This is a genomic window from Streptomyces sp. NPDC047853, assembly GCF_043204535.1.
Taxonomy (GTDB): Bacteria; Actinomycetota; Actinomycetes; order Streptomycetales; family Streptomycetaceae; genus Streptomyces.
Genome location: NZ_JBIDCI010000034.1, coordinates 19069 through 33174 on the forward strand (window position 1 = coordinate 19069; position 14106 = coordinate 33174).

General features: G+C 70.9%; 20 protein-coding genes and 1 pseudogene. 7 read left to right on the top strand and 14 right to left on the bottom strand.

All coding sequences use genetic code 11. The features are described 5' to 3' along the window. Positions 1-203 precede the first annotated feature (203 nt). On the top strand, positions 204-752 hold the full coding sequence (locus ACGF5T_RS34990; RefSeq protein ID WP_392890296.1) for a hypothetical protein: 549 nt from the start codon (positions 204-206) through the stop codon (positions 750-752). Between the two features lie 705 nt (positions 753-1457). Here the strand turns inward: ACGF5T_RS34990 and ACGF5T_RS34995 are convergent. Continuing rightward, positions 1458-1694 (bottom strand): hypothetical protein, encoded by a 237-nt coding sequence (locus tag ACGF5T_RS34995; protein WP_366768854.1) that lies wholly within the window; start codon positions 1692-1694, stop codon positions 1458-1460. Positions 1695-1903: 209 nt separating this feature from the next. Here ACGF5T_RS34995 and ACGF5T_RS35000 point away from each other — a divergent pair, with 209 nt between their 5' ends. Together ACGF5T_RS35000 and ACGF5T_RS35005 are read left to right on the top strand one after the other, a co-directional pair. Beyond that, positions 1904-2329: a hypothetical protein gene (locus ACGF5T_RS35000; protein ID WP_366768853.1), complete on the top strand. Its 426-nt coding sequence runs from the start codon at positions 1904-1906 to the stop codon at positions 2327-2329. A 103-nt stretch (positions 2330-2432) separates the two neighbouring features. After that, positions 2433-2774 (top strand): hypothetical protein, encoded by a 342-nt coding sequence (locus tag ACGF5T_RS35005; protein WP_366768852.1) that lies wholly within the window; start codon positions 2433-2435, stop codon positions 2772-2774. A 152-nt stretch (positions 2775-2926) separates the two neighbouring features. Here ACGF5T_RS35005 and ACGF5T_RS35010 read toward each other — a convergent pair whose 3' ends face one another. The 7 genes from ACGF5T_RS35010 to ACGF5T_RS35040 form a co-directional block, all read right to left on the bottom strand. Beyond that, positions 2927-3889, bottom strand: coding sequence for a hypothetical protein (locus ACGF5T_RS35010; RefSeq protein WP_366768851.1), 963 nt, complete (start codon positions 3887-3889; stop codon positions 2927-2929). Next, positions 3886-4431: a hypothetical protein gene (locus ACGF5T_RS35015; protein ID WP_366768850.1), complete on the bottom strand. Its 546-nt coding sequence runs from the start codon at positions 4429-4431 to the stop codon at positions 3886-3888. The genes ACGF5T_RS35010 and ACGF5T_RS35015 overlap by 4 nt, the downstream gene beginning before the upstream one ends. Positions 4432-4638: 207 nt before the next feature. Beyond that, complete coding sequence (locus ACGF5T_RS35020; protein ID WP_366768849.1) at positions 4639-5049, bottom strand: DUF6415 family natural product biosynthesis protein; 411 nt, start codon at positions 5047-5049, stop codon at positions 4639-4641. Between the two features lie 44 nt (positions 5050-5093). After that, complete coding sequence (locus ACGF5T_RS35025; protein ID WP_366768848.1) at positions 5094-5276, bottom strand: hypothetical protein; 183 nt, start codon at positions 5274-5276, stop codon at positions 5094-5096. A gap of 96 nt (positions 5277-5372) precedes the next feature. Beyond that, complete coding sequence (locus tag ACGF5T_RS35030; protein ID WP_366768847.1) at positions 5373-6224, bottom strand: helix-turn-helix transcriptional regulator; 852 nt, start codon at positions 6222-6224, stop codon at positions 5373-5375. Positions 6225-6255: 31 nt separating this feature from the next. Further along, entirely contained in the window at positions 6256-6783 is a 528-nt protein-coding gene (locus tag ACGF5T_RS35035) for a DUF6879 family protein (RefSeq protein WP_366768846.1), read from the bottom strand. After that, a complete protein-coding gene (locus ACGF5T_RS35040; RefSeq protein ID WP_366768845.1) occupies positions 6752-6943 on the bottom strand; it encodes a hypothetical protein in 192 nt (63 codons plus the stop codon). Before ACGF5T_RS35040 ends, ACGF5T_RS35035 begins: the two co-directional genes overlap by 32 nt. A 1415-nt stretch (positions 6944-8358) precedes the next feature. Here ACGF5T_RS35040 and ACGF5T_RS35045 point away from each other — a divergent pair. Beyond that, positions 8359-8565, top strand: a pseudogene (locus tag ACGF5T_RS35045) (transposase); the annotation flags it as partial. A gap of 64 nt (positions 8566-8629) precedes the next feature. Here the strand turns inward: ACGF5T_RS35045 and ACGF5T_RS35050 are convergent. Then, on the bottom strand, positions 8630-8941 hold the full coding sequence (locus ACGF5T_RS35050; protein ID WP_366768843.1) for a hypothetical protein: 312 nt from the start codon (positions 8939-8941) through the stop codon (positions 8630-8632). Between the two features lie 153 nt (positions 8942-9094). Further along, the gene (locus tag ACGF5T_RS35055; protein WP_366768842.1) at positions 9095-9574 is read right to left on the bottom strand and encodes an ATP-binding protein; all 480 of its coding nucleotides are present in this window, start codon (positions 9572-9574) and stop codon (positions 9095-9097) included. Between the two features lie 158 nt (positions 9575-9732). Here ACGF5T_RS35055 and ACGF5T_RS35060 point away from each other — a divergent pair, with 158 nt between their 5' ends. Beyond that, on the top strand, positions 9733-10107 hold the full coding sequence (locus tag ACGF5T_RS35060) for an STAS domain-containing protein (RefSeq protein WP_366768841.1): 375 nt from the start codon (positions 9733-9735) through the stop codon (positions 10105-10107). Positions 10108-10155: 48 nt separating this feature from the next. Here ACGF5T_RS35060 and ACGF5T_RS35065 read toward each other — a convergent pair whose 3' ends face one another. Further along, positions 10156-10452 carry a hypothetical protein gene (locus ACGF5T_RS35065; protein ID WP_366768840.1) on the bottom strand — a complete coding sequence of 99 codons (297 nt, stop codon included), beginning with the start codon at positions 10450-10452 and terminating at the stop codon, positions 10156-10158. Then, complete coding sequence (locus tag ACGF5T_RS35070; RefSeq protein WP_366768839.1) at positions 10449-10646, bottom strand: toxin-antitoxin system HicB family antitoxin; 198 nt, start codon at positions 10644-10646, stop codon at positions 10449-10451. The genes ACGF5T_RS35065 and ACGF5T_RS35070 overlap by 4 nt, the downstream gene beginning before the upstream one ends. Before the next feature lie 334 nt (positions 10647-10980). Between ACGF5T_RS35070 and ACGF5T_RS35075 the strand changes: the two genes are divergently transcribed. After that, positions 10981-11193, top strand: coding sequence for a DUF6233 domain-containing protein (locus tag ACGF5T_RS35075; protein WP_392890287.1), 213 nt, complete (start codon positions 10981-10983; stop codon positions 11191-11193). Between the two features lie 299 nt (positions 11194-11492). After that, positions 11493-11891: a hypothetical protein gene (locus tag ACGF5T_RS35080; protein ID WP_366768838.1), complete on the top strand. Its 399-nt coding sequence runs from the start codon at positions 11493-11495 to the stop codon at positions 11889-11891. A gap of 77 nt (positions 11892-11968) precedes the next feature. Here ACGF5T_RS35080 and ACGF5T_RS35085 read toward each other — a convergent pair whose 3' ends face one another. Together ACGF5T_RS35085 and ACGF5T_RS35090 are read right to left on the bottom strand one after the other, a co-directional pair. After that, entirely contained in the window at positions 11969-13366 is a 1398-nt protein-coding gene (locus tag ACGF5T_RS35085; RefSeq protein ID WP_366768837.1) for a replication-relaxation family protein, read from the bottom strand. 589 nt (positions 13367-13955) lie between these two features. Further along, on the bottom strand, positions 13956-14084 hold the full coding sequence (locus tag ACGF5T_RS35090; protein ID WP_366768836.1) for a hypothetical protein: 129 nt from the start codon (positions 14082-14084) through the stop codon (positions 13956-13958). Positions 14085-14106 lie beyond the last annotated feature (22 nt).

Genomic DNA, 14106 nt, shown 5'->3' on the forward strand with positions numbered 1-14106 from the left:
ACCCTTGAGACTCCTGCGCATCCGCCCGGGCGGACCGCTCGCCTCCAGGCCGTCCCTGGCCTGTCAGGGGTGACAGTAGCGGCCCGCGCGCAGCGGGACACGTGACACGCCGGATCCGATCGGCTCTCGTCTTTCGGCACGGCGGGTGGTTCGTCGCCGGGCGGTGGAAGGGATCCGGTGTGACGTGGATGCTGCCGGAGCCGATGCTGAGCACTCCCGTGTCCAGCCCTGGTCTGCGGCCGGGCTGGGCGGGCGAGCCGAAGTGGGACGGGTTCCGGGCTGCCGTTTCGGTCGACGCGGGGCGGGTGGTGCTGCGCTCCCGGAGTGGCACCGAGATGGGGCCGGCGTTTCCAGAGATTGTGGCCGGGTCCGTGCAGCTGCCGGATGCGACCGCGATGGACGGCGAGCTGGTCGTATGGGACGCCGCGGGGCGCCTCGCCTTTGAGCGGTTGCAGAACCGGCTTGCCCGACGCGGGTCCGGTGCGGTCCAGGCAGCTGAGGAGTCTGCTTGCCCACTTCGTGGCGTTCGATCTGCTCAGGCTCTCCGGGACCGTGACGACCGGATGGCCGTACCGCAGGCGGCGGGCGGCGCTGGAGTCGGTGTTCGCCGCCCGCCGGCTCTTCGCCCCCGTGGGCGCTGTGCCCGTCGACCACCGACCCGGACACCGTGCGCGAGTGGCTGTCGTGGGCGTCGGTCGGGATGGAAGGTGTGGTCTTCAAGCGGCTCGCTGATGCCTATAAGCCGTCGGTGAGGGGCTGGGAGAAGTACAAGGTCCGTGAGACGAGTGAGGCGGTCGTCGGTGCGGTCACCGGCTCCCTGACCGACCCGCGGACGCTGCTGCTCGGCAGGTACGACGCCGAAGGGCGTCTCCAGACGTCGGTCGCACCACGACCCTCGCTCGAGCGGCAGGCACCGCGGTCGCTGGCCTGCTTGAGGTGGGACGGCGCGGGCATCCGTGGGCGGGCTGGTCGTTCTCCGCCGGATGGGGCAGCCAGGAGCAGTTGGACGTCACGTTGGTCGAGCCCGGGCTGGTGGTGGAAGTCGGCGTCGATGTCGCCCGTGATGCCTCCGGCCGGTGGCGACATCCCGCGCGCTGGCACCGCGCCCGCCCCGACCTCTCCCCCACCGACATTCCCCGCCTGACATCTGCGCCGCACGACGGCGGCACGCGCGGAGGCTCCGGCCGACGCGCAACCCGCTGAGCGCGCCCCGATCCCCGGCCACGGCCGCGCCGCCCATCCCGCCCGTCCCTTACTCCTTCACTCCAGCCAGGGGGCATGGGCAGAGCGGCCGCAACGGGGATGTCAGCAGGCCGACCATGGCAAAACGGCGTGGTGACCTGCGCGGACATGGGGGCAGTCTTGCGGACCGCGCAACACCTAGCGCAACCCTTGGCGCGACAGATAGGCGCAACCCCTGTCGCAACCACGTGCTCCTGGTCGACCGGAGCGACCGGTCACGCAGCCCGGACGGCTCCGCGGATGCGGGCGAGGTGACGCAGCTCGGAGCGTGCCGCCGGTACCGAGGGGGCGGTTTCCCAGTAGGGGTGCCACCACAGCCGTACGGACAGGAGCAGCAGGCGGCGGCGCAGGGCGGCGGTGTCGCGGGGGCGGGGTGCGGCGAGCGCGTTGTAGGTGGCGTTCCAGGCGGCTTGCGTCTGCACCAGGTCGTCGGGGAAGTCGGTCGCGTCCATACCCGCCATTAGATCGCTTGTTCGAATTGCGTGTCACTTCGGACACGCCCACCCCTAGCGCGGCAGATCGGGTGCGGACCAGCACGGTCGGCCTCATGGTCGGGTCCCGGACGCCTTGCGCGGAAGCCCGCCCCCTTGTGGTCTGCGTCGGCTATACCGGGATGGATCCGATCACCTCGCCCGCCGCAGTAGATGGAGCCCACTGCCTCATGACCGACGCCGCGAACGCCGCCTCCACCAGCCGCGCCAACCGCGTGATCACGATCGTCGCCGTCGTCATCGGCCTCGCCTTCACCGGCTTATGGACCTTCATCTCCATCCCGCAGCTCATGAACTTCATCGGCGACCGGGACATCACCGCGCCGCTGTTCCTGGCCATCGCGGTCCTTGCCGGTCCCACCCTGTTCTGGTCCTTCATCGGCATCGGTATCGGCATCAGCGCGCTGGGCTGGGCTGCCGGACTCACCACCACCGGCATCTTCATCACCCTCACCTACGGGTCCCTCGTCGCCGCCTCCGACGGCCACGGCTTCTCCTACTGGCTGTTCATCGCCCTGCTCGTCGCCTGCAACATCGCCGCCTTCTGCGTGATCCCCTACGTCCTCGTCCGCGGCACGGTCGGGCGCCGCCGTTGACCCGCCGGCCCCCGGGGCGGGCAAAGTGGCCGGAAGACCGGACCGCCCCCGCCCGGCGCTGACACACTCGGCACCGTTGTGATCACCTGTACCGACGGAGGACATGTTGAGCCAGCAGGAGCAGCCCTGGCAGCCCGGCCCGAGCGATCTGCCCTTCACCACCCACCTCATCAACCCGCACGGCGACCGGCACCTCGGCTTCAACGACGTCGAGGGCCGCTTCTACCGGCTGTGGCAGCACCGTGATCCCGAGCCGCTCCACACCGGCGACGCGATCCTGCTGCGGCCCAGCGACATCGACCAGATCATCAAGTTCTCCATGATCTGGGTGAAGAACCACCCCACCCACCCGCGCAGCAGTGACCTGTCGGACGAACTCGCCGCCGGCGCCAAGACAGTCGTGCTGCACTTCGCCCAAGCCGCGCAGGCCCCCGTACAGCGCTAGGACGGCCCCTCGGACGCCCCGCCCCACCGGCCGGCGAACTCCTCCAGGGCGCGGCGCTGCTGTTCCTCGCGGGCGACCTGCCGGGCGAGGACGTCGCGGTGGGAGCGAACCTCCCTGCCGGGTGCACAGGCGTGCCCCGCCGCCCGGCCGGGCTACCAGCGGCGTAGGTCCTTGGTGAGTTCGCTGTGCCACTCGGTGCGGCGCGGTACATACTCGTCGGGTGCCGGTCCGAGCGCGACGACCTGGTCGATGATCCCGTAGGTGACCCGGTAGGCCAGGACCTGGGTGGCGAGGTCCATCCATGCCTGGGTCTTGTGTGCCGGCGGTACGGGACCGAGGACGGTCACGAACCACATGGGCAGCAGGGCGCGGTCGCGGACCGCGTCGGCCAGGCGGCCGCGCAGCAGCCAGTTCAGCTTCCGCTCCGCTTTGTCGCCCTGCTCGATCAGCGACGCCTTCGCCTGCCTCAGTGTGTCGTCCTGGGCCAGTGCGGCCCGGGCGGCCTGAGCGGGGCCGGCCAGCTTCTTGGCCCGCTGGTCGTGCGTCTCCGCAAGGGGGCGGGACATGCCGAAGTCCCAGACGGCCTGCTTGTACTCGCGGGATGTGCGCGGCCGGGTGGCCAGGATGCCGGCGGCCTCCACCACCTTCGCGCGATGCTCGTCGCGCTCTTCAAGTGCTTGTTCGTGGTGGCGGATGCTGAGGCGGTGGGCCTCGCGCTGGCGTTCGGGGAGCAGGCCAGAGCGTACGTTCCAGCCGTGGCTGGCGGTCCTGGCCAGCTTCTTCCACTCCGGGTCGATGGTGTCGAGGTCGGCGAGCGGGGCGCCGCCCGCGGCGAGCAGGTGCGCTTCGAGAGCCTGGACGCGGCCGGTCAGCCGCTTGAGGGCCTGCTCGGTGTCCCGGATGTCGCCGCGTACGTCATCGTCGAGCTCGGTGAGGTCGTTGCGGACGGTGCTGAGGTCGTCCTCGATGCTGCGGATGTCGCCGCGGATGTCGCGCAGCTCGTAGTCGAGGTCTTCGACCTCCCCCAGCTTCGAGCGCAGCGAGTGCAGCTCGTGCTCCATCCCGCCGGTCCGGCTCTCCAGACGGCGGACCTGGTAGCCGTAGTCGTCGCTCACCGCCGCGCCCCCTTCGGGTCTGCGTCCGTGCTGTCCATGGAGGACCCGGCGACAAGCATCCAGCCGATGGCGGCGGCGATGATGAACCACCGGCTGATCACGCTCAGGCTGATCAGGGCCATCAGGAGAGCGACCACGTGCAGCCCGACGGCTCCGAAGCGGCGGTCACGGTGCTGTTCGGCATCGATCTCCTGGAAGCAGCCGGCCACCGTGCCCGCGAAGTGCGGGACCAGCAGGACCAGCCACCAGGCCGAGCGGTCGAGGATGAAGACGAGCGCAATCAGCACCGCGCCGACGGCCGCCTCGCCGCGCCAGGACCACGTCACGATGCGCTCACTGCGCCTGCGCTCGGGTTCGGCCAGCCGCTCGGGGATCGTCTTATCGAACTCCACCAGCTTGCTGGTGACGTTCACCAGCCGGGCGTACTCCACCGCGAACTGGTCGTCGTCGACGTCGTGTTTCAGCAGCTCCGTATGGCGAGCGCCGACCTTCTGCTGAAGCTGCGTCAACTGCTCCTCGATCTGCTGCTCGGCGCTGCTCACCGAACCACCCCCACCCGCGATGCGACGACACGCCGACCGGACACTTCCCCGCCGGCGGCAACCGCCAGCCGTCAAACCGATCGACCGTACCCACAGCTGTCCGGGCCTCGCCGGGTAATCGCACTCAGTGGCCGAAACCTTGCCGATCAAGTCTGTTCACCGCTGCCTACCAGGAGCTTCACGGCGATGGCAGATACAGCGCACGGGTCAGCCGACGGGCGGTGCAGTCCTGTCCGGGGTGAGTGCGGCCTCCAGCCGGTCAAGCCGTTCGTAGAGGGCGCGGACCAGGCGGGCGCGGTTCTGGACGCAGCGCACGGTGCCGTCGATCGTTGAGGACAGCCGGCCTTCTGCCTCGCGCAGGACGACGTCGGCGAGCGCTTTGGGTCCGCTGTCCTTGGGCAGCTGGTCGGCGCGGCGGCGGACGTCGGAGGCGACGGCGCGGGCGTGGCCGGTGAGCTGGAGGGCGATCTGCTCCAAGTCGCGGGTCGTGAGCGTGTCCTGGCCGGTCCACGCGAGGACGACCTTGACGAGACACTCGTACGGCTCGCGGTCGAGCGGGAGTTCCGCCTCGATCAGACCGGCGGGGTCGTACAGGACCGTGTGGGAGCTGGTGTGCATGGCGGGCCTCGCTGCCGGGAGCGTCGTGTGCAGGTGGCCGGCGGTCACCGGTGGGGGTCATCGCCGCCGCCGGCTCCGTCGTCCTGGTCCTCGTTGTGCTGGCCGAGGAACCGGGCGAAGCCGCGGTCCGCGCGGGCCAGCAGGGCCGGGGAGGGGACGCCGTAGGCAGGCGACTGGAGGCCGCGGCCCTCCCGGGCCGGGGCGGTGGAGTCGGTGTGTACGCGCATGAGGCCCCGCCTCTCCGGCTGGTGGTCCGTCGGTGCCGTCGACGCTACGCACCCGCGGTCTGGGCGCTCAAGGAAGTTGCGGAGAATTGCGGAAGTTCACTCCAGGACGTCGATCGCGGCTCGGATGAGATTCCGGGCGTCGTCGCCGTAGACGGCCATCTCCGCGAGGCCGGCGAACGCCTTCAAGTAGTCGGCGAGCTCGCGCGGCTGCGTCACCTTGATCTCCGCCGTCAGCGTCTCCACCACGGCCATGGTGTCGTCGTGGACGTAGAAGGCTTCCAGCGGCCACACGGTGCGCTGCGCGGTGAACGGGATGATCCCCAGCGAGACGGACGCGAGCGGCATCACGGCCAGGAGATGGCGCAGCTGCCCGCGCATCGCCTCGGGGTCGGCGGTGCGGAAGCGCAGGACGGACTCCTCCATCAGGACGACGTAGCGGTGGCCGCCCTCGTAGAGGAACCGGGAGCGGGCGACGCGGGCGGCGACGGCTTCGGCGACGTCGTCGGGGGTGCCCTGGAAGCGGGTGATCTGGTTCATCAGGGCGGTCGCGAACGCCGGGGTCTGGAGGAAGCCGGGCGGCACGTTGGAGAGGTAGACCCGGCAGTGGCGGGTCTGCTCGTGCAGGGCGAGCCAGTCCTCCTGTACCTGGCGCATCCCGTTGCGGTGCAGGCGGCGCCATTCCATGTACATCGAGTCGACCGCGCGGGCGGTGGCGATGAGGTCGTCGGCCTGGTCGTCGGCGCCGCACGCCGCACACCAGATGCGGATGTCGCTGTCGGAGGGCGCGGCCGCGCCCTTTTGGATGCGGGTGGTCTTGGCGGGGTGCCAGCCGCACCGGGCGGAGAGTTCCTTCCCGGTGAGGCCGGCGTCCTTGCGCAGGTGCGTGAGCCGGACGGCGAGCGCCTCGCGGGCCGCCTGGGCGCTGGAGGAGGGGGAGGCGGTCGTCATGAGGTGCGTGGCCCCTGGGGTTGTGCGTCGGTCAGATGCGGTAGTCGGCGTGGTCGGTGGCCAGGTCCCACACCGCGCGGAACGCCTCGGCGCACAGCTTGATGGCCTGCGGGTCCTCGGTGTGGTCGGGCTCGAGGGACTGGCCGTCGCCGGAGAAGATGTTCCAGCGCACGAGGCGGTCGTCGATGAGCCAGAAGTCGTTGCCGGGCAGGGCGAGGGTGGAGGCGCGGCGGCGGGGCAGCCAGCGGACCTGTTCGCCGGCGCGGAGGTTGGCGTCGGTGATGGCGTGCTCGAAGCGGATGTAGTCGGTGACCGGCTCGGAGACGATCCGGGCCCGGCGGACCTTCACCCCGCGGGCGACGGTCCGCTCCACCAGCGGCAGCCACCCGCTCCAGTACTCCGAGTCGTCCCCGGGCACGCTCCCGTCCCGCAGGAACGCCTCAAAGACCTCGCGCTCCTCCCCCACGGCGTACACGTCGCGGAGCTCCAGGTGCAGGGCGTGGGCCTGGGCGGAGTCGAACAGGTCCTCAAAGCTGGGTGCCGGCGGCCTCTGCGGCATCGCACGCCCTCCTGATCTGCTCCACCATGCTGAGCGGGATCCGGACGATCCCTTCGTCGTCTGCGGGCGGACTGTCCTGGCTGCAGGTGGCCCGGGTCGCTGCGTCGGCGAACTTGCCCTGCAGAACCAGTTCCGGGCCCTGGGCGGTGTCGGTGTCCACCCACACCGCAGGGCAGTTCCCTCCGCCCGAGTTCGGGTCCGTGCCGAAGAAAAGTAACGCCATGATCGCCTCCGGAGAAAGCCAGTTGCGGGGAGTTGCGCACTGACCGTCCCGCAGGCAGATACCGGCGTCAAGGGCGTCTCGCGAAGACCAGCTACGCCTGAGACCTCCGGGCGACGCCTGTCTGGGCTGTCCTCGGCATGTCGGCCGGCACCCCCACTTGGCCGGACCGCGGCCGGGGTCCACGAACCAGCCCGTGCCCCCGCCCCCGGCGCCGGACCGGCCAGGGCAACCGGGGCGGCCAGGGCAGTGCCGGTAGCCGGGGCGGGAGCGGCCGGCGGGGAGCCCGGGCCGTACCCGGTGCTGCGGCCAGCGGGTACGGCGGCGGTCGGAGACTGCGCCGCAACCCCGAGGGCCGCCGACGCGGAGGTGGGCGCGGCGGCCGCGGTGCCGGCCGGGGGCGGCACCACGACGGCGGCGGTGACGGCGACGACGGCCTGGTCGGTGCCGAGCCCTGCGGCGCGGAACAGTCCCCTGCCCTAGCAGCGCGAGCGCTTGGAGTGGCTCGGCATCACGCCGCTCGCCCCGGCCCCGGAGGCCGCGCCCCGGCCCATGACCGCTTTCGACAGGAGCGTCGCTGCCCCGGGCCCAGTAGACCAGGGGCGGGAGGGGTCGGTGACTTGCGGACGGCTTGCGGACACGGGTACTCCGCGGCCTCCCGCAGGTCCTGCACGGCGTCCTGGAGCACGTGCAGGGCGGCGCGTGGGTCGTTGAGCAGGACCAGGGCGCCCGCGCTGTCGACCGTCCAGACGCGGCCGGTGTCCGGCTCGGTGTCGGTGACGTCCAGGAGCTGGCCGCAGGCGCAAGCGAAACGTCCCGTCCGGCTGGGCGGTGTAGGGGTGGGCGTGGGTGCAGGTGATCGGGTCCATGAAGAAGCGGCCCGCCTTTCGGTCCTCGTTCTGGCGTGGTGGTGACCAGGAGGCCGCGCGGTGGGGCGGGGACTCGACGAGGCCGCGCAGCGGGCTGTCGACCGGGGCCGGTGGGTGCGCCCGCAGGGCGCCGGCCCCGGCGGTCCGTTCGGCGCGCAGCGCAGGACCGCAGCACGAAGAAGGGCGAACTCGCGCGTCGCGTCCGGGAGAGCCCGCAGGGCGCTCCCGCAGGGCGCTCCCGCTAGGCCCCCGGCCCGCTGTGTGGCACCCTGGGCCGCTCCACGCAAGGAATGCGCTGTGTGAGGGGTGTTGGAGGGGCGGCAAGCTGGTGGAGCGGTACCGGCCGGGACGGGGGACTGGTCCCAGCCGGTACGCCGCGGCTGGCTCAGGCCGGGAGAAGGACGTGCCAGCCGCTGCTTGCACGTTAGATCATCTTCAGCCTTCGTGGCCGGTGAGCAGTGCTGTGTCGCGCCGGGGGCCGCCTGGTACCTGAACCTGACGATCAAAACCGTGAGCCGCCCCCGGGACACCTCGGGTTTCATCGTGCTGCCCCGCCGCTGGGTCGTCGAGCGGTCGCTGTCCTGGATCATGCGGGCCCGTCGACATGCGAGGGATTACGAACGACTCGTCCAGTACTGCAAGACCCTGATCACCTGGGCGGCCATCACCCTGGTGACCCGCCGTCTCACCCGCGGCACCAAGAGCCTCAACCGGCTTCCTGTCACTCCAAGGGCCCTGCAACGAGCGGCTGCCTGACTTACTGATCAGCCAGAACGAGAAGGTCACCGCCATCGGGCGGTTCTGTGACCGTGTGTCCCAGCTGGACCAGCAGGCCTGACTCCGCGGCCTGCACGATCGCCTTCATGCTGTCGCCCGAGACTCCAGGCTGGTCCCTCGCCAGCGAGGTGAATCCGTCCGAGGCGGTCCACTTCACCAGCACCCCAGTCGGCGCCTCCGTCACCGCAAGCCCTGGCCTGCCGTCCTCCGCATCGTCCGCAACCAGGTGAAACCCTGCCTGGGTCAAGGCATGCCGAACCTGCACGAGCAGGTTGGAGGAGGCAGATGACACAGGGCTTCGCCTGCCCCGACTTATCGTGATCATGCCACCGGCTCAAGAACAGGCGTTGAGGCGTCGTCCGTCGGCGTCGTCCGTCGGTCCTGGGAATGGAGGGCTGGGGCGTTGGGGTCGGCTCGGGCGCGGGGTAAGTGGTCGGGCGCTGGGTCAGTGTGGGGTGCGGCCGGTGATGGCGCCGCCGGGGTCGTCGAGGAGGGCGATGCGGACGCAGATGCGTTTGCCGACCGGTTCCCGGTGGGCTTCAAAGCTCTGGGCCACGGCCATCACGATCTCCAAACCGTGCTGGCCGACCCGCCCCGCATCGGCCGCCCGGGCCATCGGCAGGTCCGCGTCCGAGTCCCACACCTGCACCTCGACCGTGTCCCCGATAATGCGCAGGTCCATCAGGATGGTGCCCGGCGCGTACTTGCGGGCGTTGGTGACCAGTTCGCTGACCACCAGCTGGGTCAGATCCATGGCCCGCTGGGCCACCGGCAGCCCGTGCTCGCTCTGGACCTTCGTCAGGAAGCCCGTGGCCAAGTGACGCGCCCGGCTGATGTCCGTGCCGTCATCGTCCAGGGCGACCGTGGTCTGTATGAGGTGGTCGTAGGGCGCGAGGCCGTCTCCGTCCACAGGCACTGAGTCCATACCGGCCGCCTTCACTACCCCGTTCACGCCCCCGCGAATACCCGCCCACCGGCGGCACACGCCTTCCCTGCGGCACCCGCCTGGTCGCCCGGCGTCCGCATCAGGCAGGGCGGGAGGGCGTTCCCGGAGCAGGGGCCTGGTATGCAAGTATCACCGACATGGCCGAGGAGCAGGCAGGCATCGGACGCGACGGACTGGTGGGCGGGCTGTCGACCGCGACGGCTGTCACCGGGGGTGTCCGCATCGTGACCCTCGCCGGTGAGATCGACCACCACACCGGCGGGCAGCTCCGCCAAGCCCTCGACCTCGCCGGCGCCGTCCGGCCCCGCATCGTGATCGACATGAACCGGGTCACGTTCATGGACTCCGTCGGCATCAACATCCTCATCGCCGCCCACCAGGACATCGCCGCGGCCGGCGGCTCGCTGCGCCTGGCCGCGCCCACGGATGCCGTCTCGCGGGTCCTGCAAATCGTCGGCATCGATCAGATCATCGAATGCCACCCCACCCTGAGCAGAGCTCTGGCCCTCTGACGTCGCCGTGATCGCCAAAGGGCTGTCGGTGAGCGTCGTAGCAGCTACTTACAGGTCTTGGACGGCGCGCAGGGCGGCGTCCACGCGGGACATGGCCGCGGCATCGACCGGGCCGATGAGTGTGGCGCCGTCGAACCGGTCGACGCGTAGTTGTGCGATGTTGACGGCGACGGCGGTGCACGGCAGTGGGTCGCCGATGACAACGGACATGGCGGTGTCGGGGTAGCGGCCGCTGTCGTGCAGCACGATTCCGAGGACCGCCCCGTAGGCCTCTTCGAGGCCGGTCAGGCTGATGATCAGGACGTTGCGGCCGTCAGCGAGCGACCAGATTTCCCCACGGTTCACAGAGTGTCGCCCTCGCCCGCCAGGTCGTCGCCGAGGCCGAGCACAGCCAGCTGCTTCGCGGCATCGAGGGTGGCGGCGCGGCGGGCAGCGCGCACCACGTAGGCGTTCACGCTCAGGCCGGCCTCGGAGGCGGCAGCCCGGATGGAGGGGGCTATGTCGTCCGGGACGCGCAGGGTCATTGTGGTGACAGACATGGTTGCAGAATAGCCACCACTTTCCGGTTGCGTAAGGCAGTAGCGCAACATACGGGAACGGCTTGCCTGCGGCGGCGGTCGCCTAGGGGTTCCGTCCGGCAGTCTGCTCGATCATGTTGACGAGTGCGGCGCGGTCGAGGGCGGTGCCGGTGGCGCGGTGAACTTGCCGCCCTCGCTGCGTGTTGCGCCGTGGCGGCCTTTGCCCGGGCGGGCGGCATGGGCGGCTTGGACCTGGTCGGCGGCGTAGAGGGATTCCCCACCGAGCCCCTTCCGCCGACGCCGCCGACGTCGGCGGTCCGCGAGGTCCTCGGGGAGCGCCGGCCTTCGGGGGGGGGTGCTGGCGAAGGAGCGCGAGGGGCGGCGCCCGGCCCGCGGGGTGCTGCACGCCCCGGACTGTGAAGAAGCCCCGCAGGGCGCGCCGCTGCTCGGTGTGGAGCAAGCGCTGAACGTAGCGGAGCACCCGGGGACGCGGCTGTGCACGCTGTGCGGATGCGCTCAGGAGCTGACGCCGATGCTGAGCGGCTTCGACCACATCACCGACGCTTGACCTGCCATGGTCGGTCCTGTGGTCGGGGCGACCAGCGCCGTGGTCGGGCCCGTGGTCGGGGGCCCCGAGTAGTGGAAGCGGCAGCTCACGCACGGGCCGGGCGGGCGGGGTTCGCCGGGGTGCGGGTCAGTACAGGGCGCGGCCGCCTGGCCACTGGGACAGCTCCGTGGTCAGGGTTCGTAGAACTCGACACGTACCCCCTGATTGATCAGGTGTGGGTCTCGTCACGACCGCTCTCTGGGTGGCGAGGGATCTCCATACGGCGGACATGGACCGGTGATCACTACGAGGATGACGAGATGCACTCACACCTGCGTTTCACAGCCTGGTTCAAGGACCCCGCGCCGCATGCCGAGAAGGACGACGTGATCAGTCGGCCGGTCGTGGGATGGCGCGAGTCGGACGGCGCCGCGATGGTGCTGGACGAGAAAGCCGGCCGCATAGTGCCGGCAGCAGAGCAGGACGGGTTCGTGGAGATCGAACAGCTCCCGGGTGAAGAGCCGCTGGGAGTAGTGCCGGGCAATGGCTGGCGGGTGTCCCAGAGCAAGCAGGGGCCGATCCGCGACTCCGCCCGTGCGGTGGCGGCCTTCATCGTCTACGCCGATCACGTGGTGCCGGTCGTCAATCTGCCAGCGGGCGGCGACTACCGGGGAGCTTGGAAGGCCCGCGACTGGCAGCTCCTGGGACCGCACGACTAGACGCTGAGTCCGGGGCGCGGGCTTGCCCGGGGCCGCCTTGGGCTTGCCCGCGTTGTCGGTGGCCACGGCTTCCCGGGTCAGGCGCGGAAGCGGGAGAGCCAGCCGCCGGTTTTCTGTGCGGCGGCCTCTTCCTCTGCCTCCTGGCGCAGGTGCTCCTGTTTCTGGCGCTCGCGTTCGTCGGCTTCGGCCTGCTGCTCGGTTGCGACGGCCTGGTCCTGGCAGTGCTCGCACAGGTGCGGGTGTGACTCGCGCTCTCCCCAGCCGCCGGTGTAGCCGACCGCTTGCCACCGGTCGTCGGTGAACTTCTGCCCGCAGTCCGCGCAGACCGGCCGCTGCGCCTCCCGCTGGGCGGCTTCCCGCTCTTCACGGCGCCGCTGTTCTTGCCGGGCGGCCTGGCGGCGGCGGGCGAGGTAGGCGTCCCGGCGGGCGTTGCCGATCGCGTCCAGCAGCGGCTGGCGGTGGTCGCGGCCGAAGCGCCAGAAGGCGGGCCCGGCCGGGCCGTGTTCGCGCAGCAGCTCCAGGGTGGTCGCCACGATCGGGATGCAGCCGGTGTAGGAGTGGTAGCCGCCCTCGCGGTGCCAGATGCCCTGCCAGTGGTGGCAGGTGAGGTCGGCGACCCTGGCCATCTGGTTCTCGGCGGAGCGCTGGCCGGTCTGGTGGAAGACGAGCAGGACCGGCGGGTGCACCCGCTCGTACTCATCGGCGGCGGGCGCGGACCAGCGGGTGCGCCACAACGGCTTCTCGATGCCGTCGGTGTCCTTCTCCTGCCGTTGGAAGAACCGGGCGTACTTGTCGAACTTCCTCGCAATGAGGACGGCTTCCTCGGTGCAGTTGTCGACCTCAATGAACAGCAGCGGCAGCCCGGCCTCGGGGGCGGTCAGGACGACGTCGGCGCGGGCGCTGCCGACCGCGGGGTTCTTCCAGGTGCCCTTCACCGGGAGCGCGACCTCGGTGGCGTAGGAGGCGAGGGTGCCGATTCCGTCGGGTGCACAGGCTGCGGTCCGCGCGGCCGCGACCGCTTCGGCCGACTCGCGCGTGACCTTGTCCAGGTTCGGCTTCGGGCGGATCAGCGCGATGACCGTCTCGTTCACCGTCATCGCGTGCGAGGCGCCGGAGCGGCCCCCGCTCCTGGGCATGCCGCCCATCTCCTCCAGCTCGCGGTCCAGGTCGATCGCGGCGGCGGCCAGGCCGTCCTTCGTGAGCAGCCGGGTCTCCTCCCCGCCCCGCGTGCGGCCGCCGTCCATGGCCAGGCCGTGGCGCCGCAGGTCGTTCACCGCGGCGCGGTGGGAGGCGGTCCTGGCTTCCTTCCGCTTCGCTGGGGTCGGCTTGGTCGTGTGCCGGTAGGTCAGGTGCGGCGTGGACAGCCGCTGGATCTGGTCGGCGGTGGCGATCTTCAGCACGCCCAGGACTCGTAGGACATCCGCGCGCAGGTCGTTGCTCGATCCCGCCTGGTTCTCCTTGCGCTTGCCCGCCATCAGGCTCGCCCTCCCGTCGTCCGCGACCGGCCCACAGCCGGGCGCCGGCCCCCGGCCGTGGAAGGGACCGGGCCCCCGAACCCGATGATCTCCCCTACCACCGACAACCATCTCAAGTAGTAAGGGTGAGAAGAGGGTTGTGACGATCCGGCGCAGGGCCGGAAACCCGTGGTGACAAGGGAAAATGCCGAGTGCGTGGCTGCCGGGCACGGAAGTGGCTTCGGCAGTGGGAACGCAAGCGCCAGCGGCAGGACCTCACCAGGGCTTGCCCAGCAGTCGACCCGGTGGGCGCGGCGAGGCCGGTCGGCGACGGTGTGAGGGGCCGGGCTCCAGGATCGCGGCCGCGCGGGGCGGCGGGAAGGGGTAGGTCGGTCGGGGGCTGGCACGGTGTCCTCGTTCCTCCGGCCTGCTGGCCGGGTCGATGGTCGTCCGGCCCGCGCGCGGATGTGCGCACGGGCCGGGAACACCGTGAGGAAGGACCCCTTGTCCGCGGTCTGACGGCCAGACCCGGCAGGCGTCCGATTTCGCCTCGACCATCCCTTGCAGAGCTGTTTTGTCTGTGGCTGACGCCACACCATCCGGGCGGAGTTCAGCAGGCGGGACAGGTGCTGGACGACGCGGCTCCGCGCCGCCAGTCCGACGGCTTCTGGCCGCGGAACGTCGCGCCGCTCTCGATCCGGGCCTTGCTCCGAACGAACTCCTGCTCGGCTGCCGACATCTGCCAGGGCTGTAGCCACCGC

Excerpts from the sequence above, each read along its gene's own strand:
- ACGF5T_RS34995 (WP_366768854.1), bottom strand. The coding sequence starts at position 1,694 with ATGGACGCGACCGACTTCCCCGACGACCTGGTGCAGACGCAAGCCGCC.
- ACGF5T_RS35080 (WP_366768838.1), top strand. The coding sequence starts at position 11,493 with ATGCACTCACACCTGCGTTTCACAGCCTGGTTCAAGGACCCCGCGCCG.
- ACGF5T_RS34990 (WP_392890296.1), top strand. The coding sequence starts at position 204 with ATGCTGAGCACTCCCGTGTCCAGCCCTGGTCTGCGGCCGGGCTGGGCG.
- ACGF5T_RS35060 (WP_366768841.1), top strand. The coding sequence starts at position 9,733 with ATGGCCGAGGAGCAGGCAGGCATCGGACGCGACGGACTGGTGGGCGGG.
- ACGF5T_RS35090 (WP_366768836.1), bottom strand. The coding sequence starts at position 14,084 with ATGTCGGCAGCCGAGCAGGAGTTCGTTCGGAGCAAGGCCCGGATCGAG.
- ACGF5T_RS35000 (WP_366768853.1), top strand. The coding sequence starts at position 1,904 with ATGACCGACGCCGCGAACGCCGCCTCCACCAGCCGCGCCAACCGCGTG.
- ACGF5T_RS35055 (WP_366768842.1), bottom strand. The coding sequence starts at position 9,574 with ATGGACTCAGTGCCTGTGGACGGAGACGGCCTCGCGCCCTACGACCAC.
- ACGF5T_RS35030 (WP_366768847.1), bottom strand. The coding sequence starts at position 6,224 with ATGACGACCGCCTCCCCCTCCTCCAGCGCCCAGGCGGCCCGCGAGGCG.
- ACGF5T_RS35005 (WP_366768852.1), top strand. The coding sequence starts at position 2,433 with ATGTTGAGCCAGCAGGAGCAGCCCTGGCAGCCCGGCCCGAGCGATCTG.
- ACGF5T_RS35035 (WP_366768846.1), bottom strand. The coding sequence starts at position 6,783 with ATGCCGCAGAGGCCGCCGGCACCCAGCTTTGAGGACCTGTTCGACTCC.
- ACGF5T_RS35085 (WP_366768837.1), bottom strand. The coding sequence starts at position 13,366 with ATGGCGGGCAAGCGCAAGGAGAACCAGGCGGGATCGAGCAACGACCTG.
- ACGF5T_RS35070 (WP_366768839.1), bottom strand. The coding sequence starts at position 10,646 with ATGTCTGTCACCACAATGACCCTGCGCGTCCCGGACGACATAGCCCCC.
- ACGF5T_RS35020 (WP_366768849.1), bottom strand. The coding sequence starts at position 5,049 with ATGCACACCAGCTCCCACACGGTCCTGTACGACCCCGCCGGTCTGATC.
- ACGF5T_RS35025 (WP_366768848.1), bottom strand. The coding sequence starts at position 5,276 with ATGCGCGTACACACCGACTCCACCGCCCCGGCCCGGGAGGGCCGCGGC.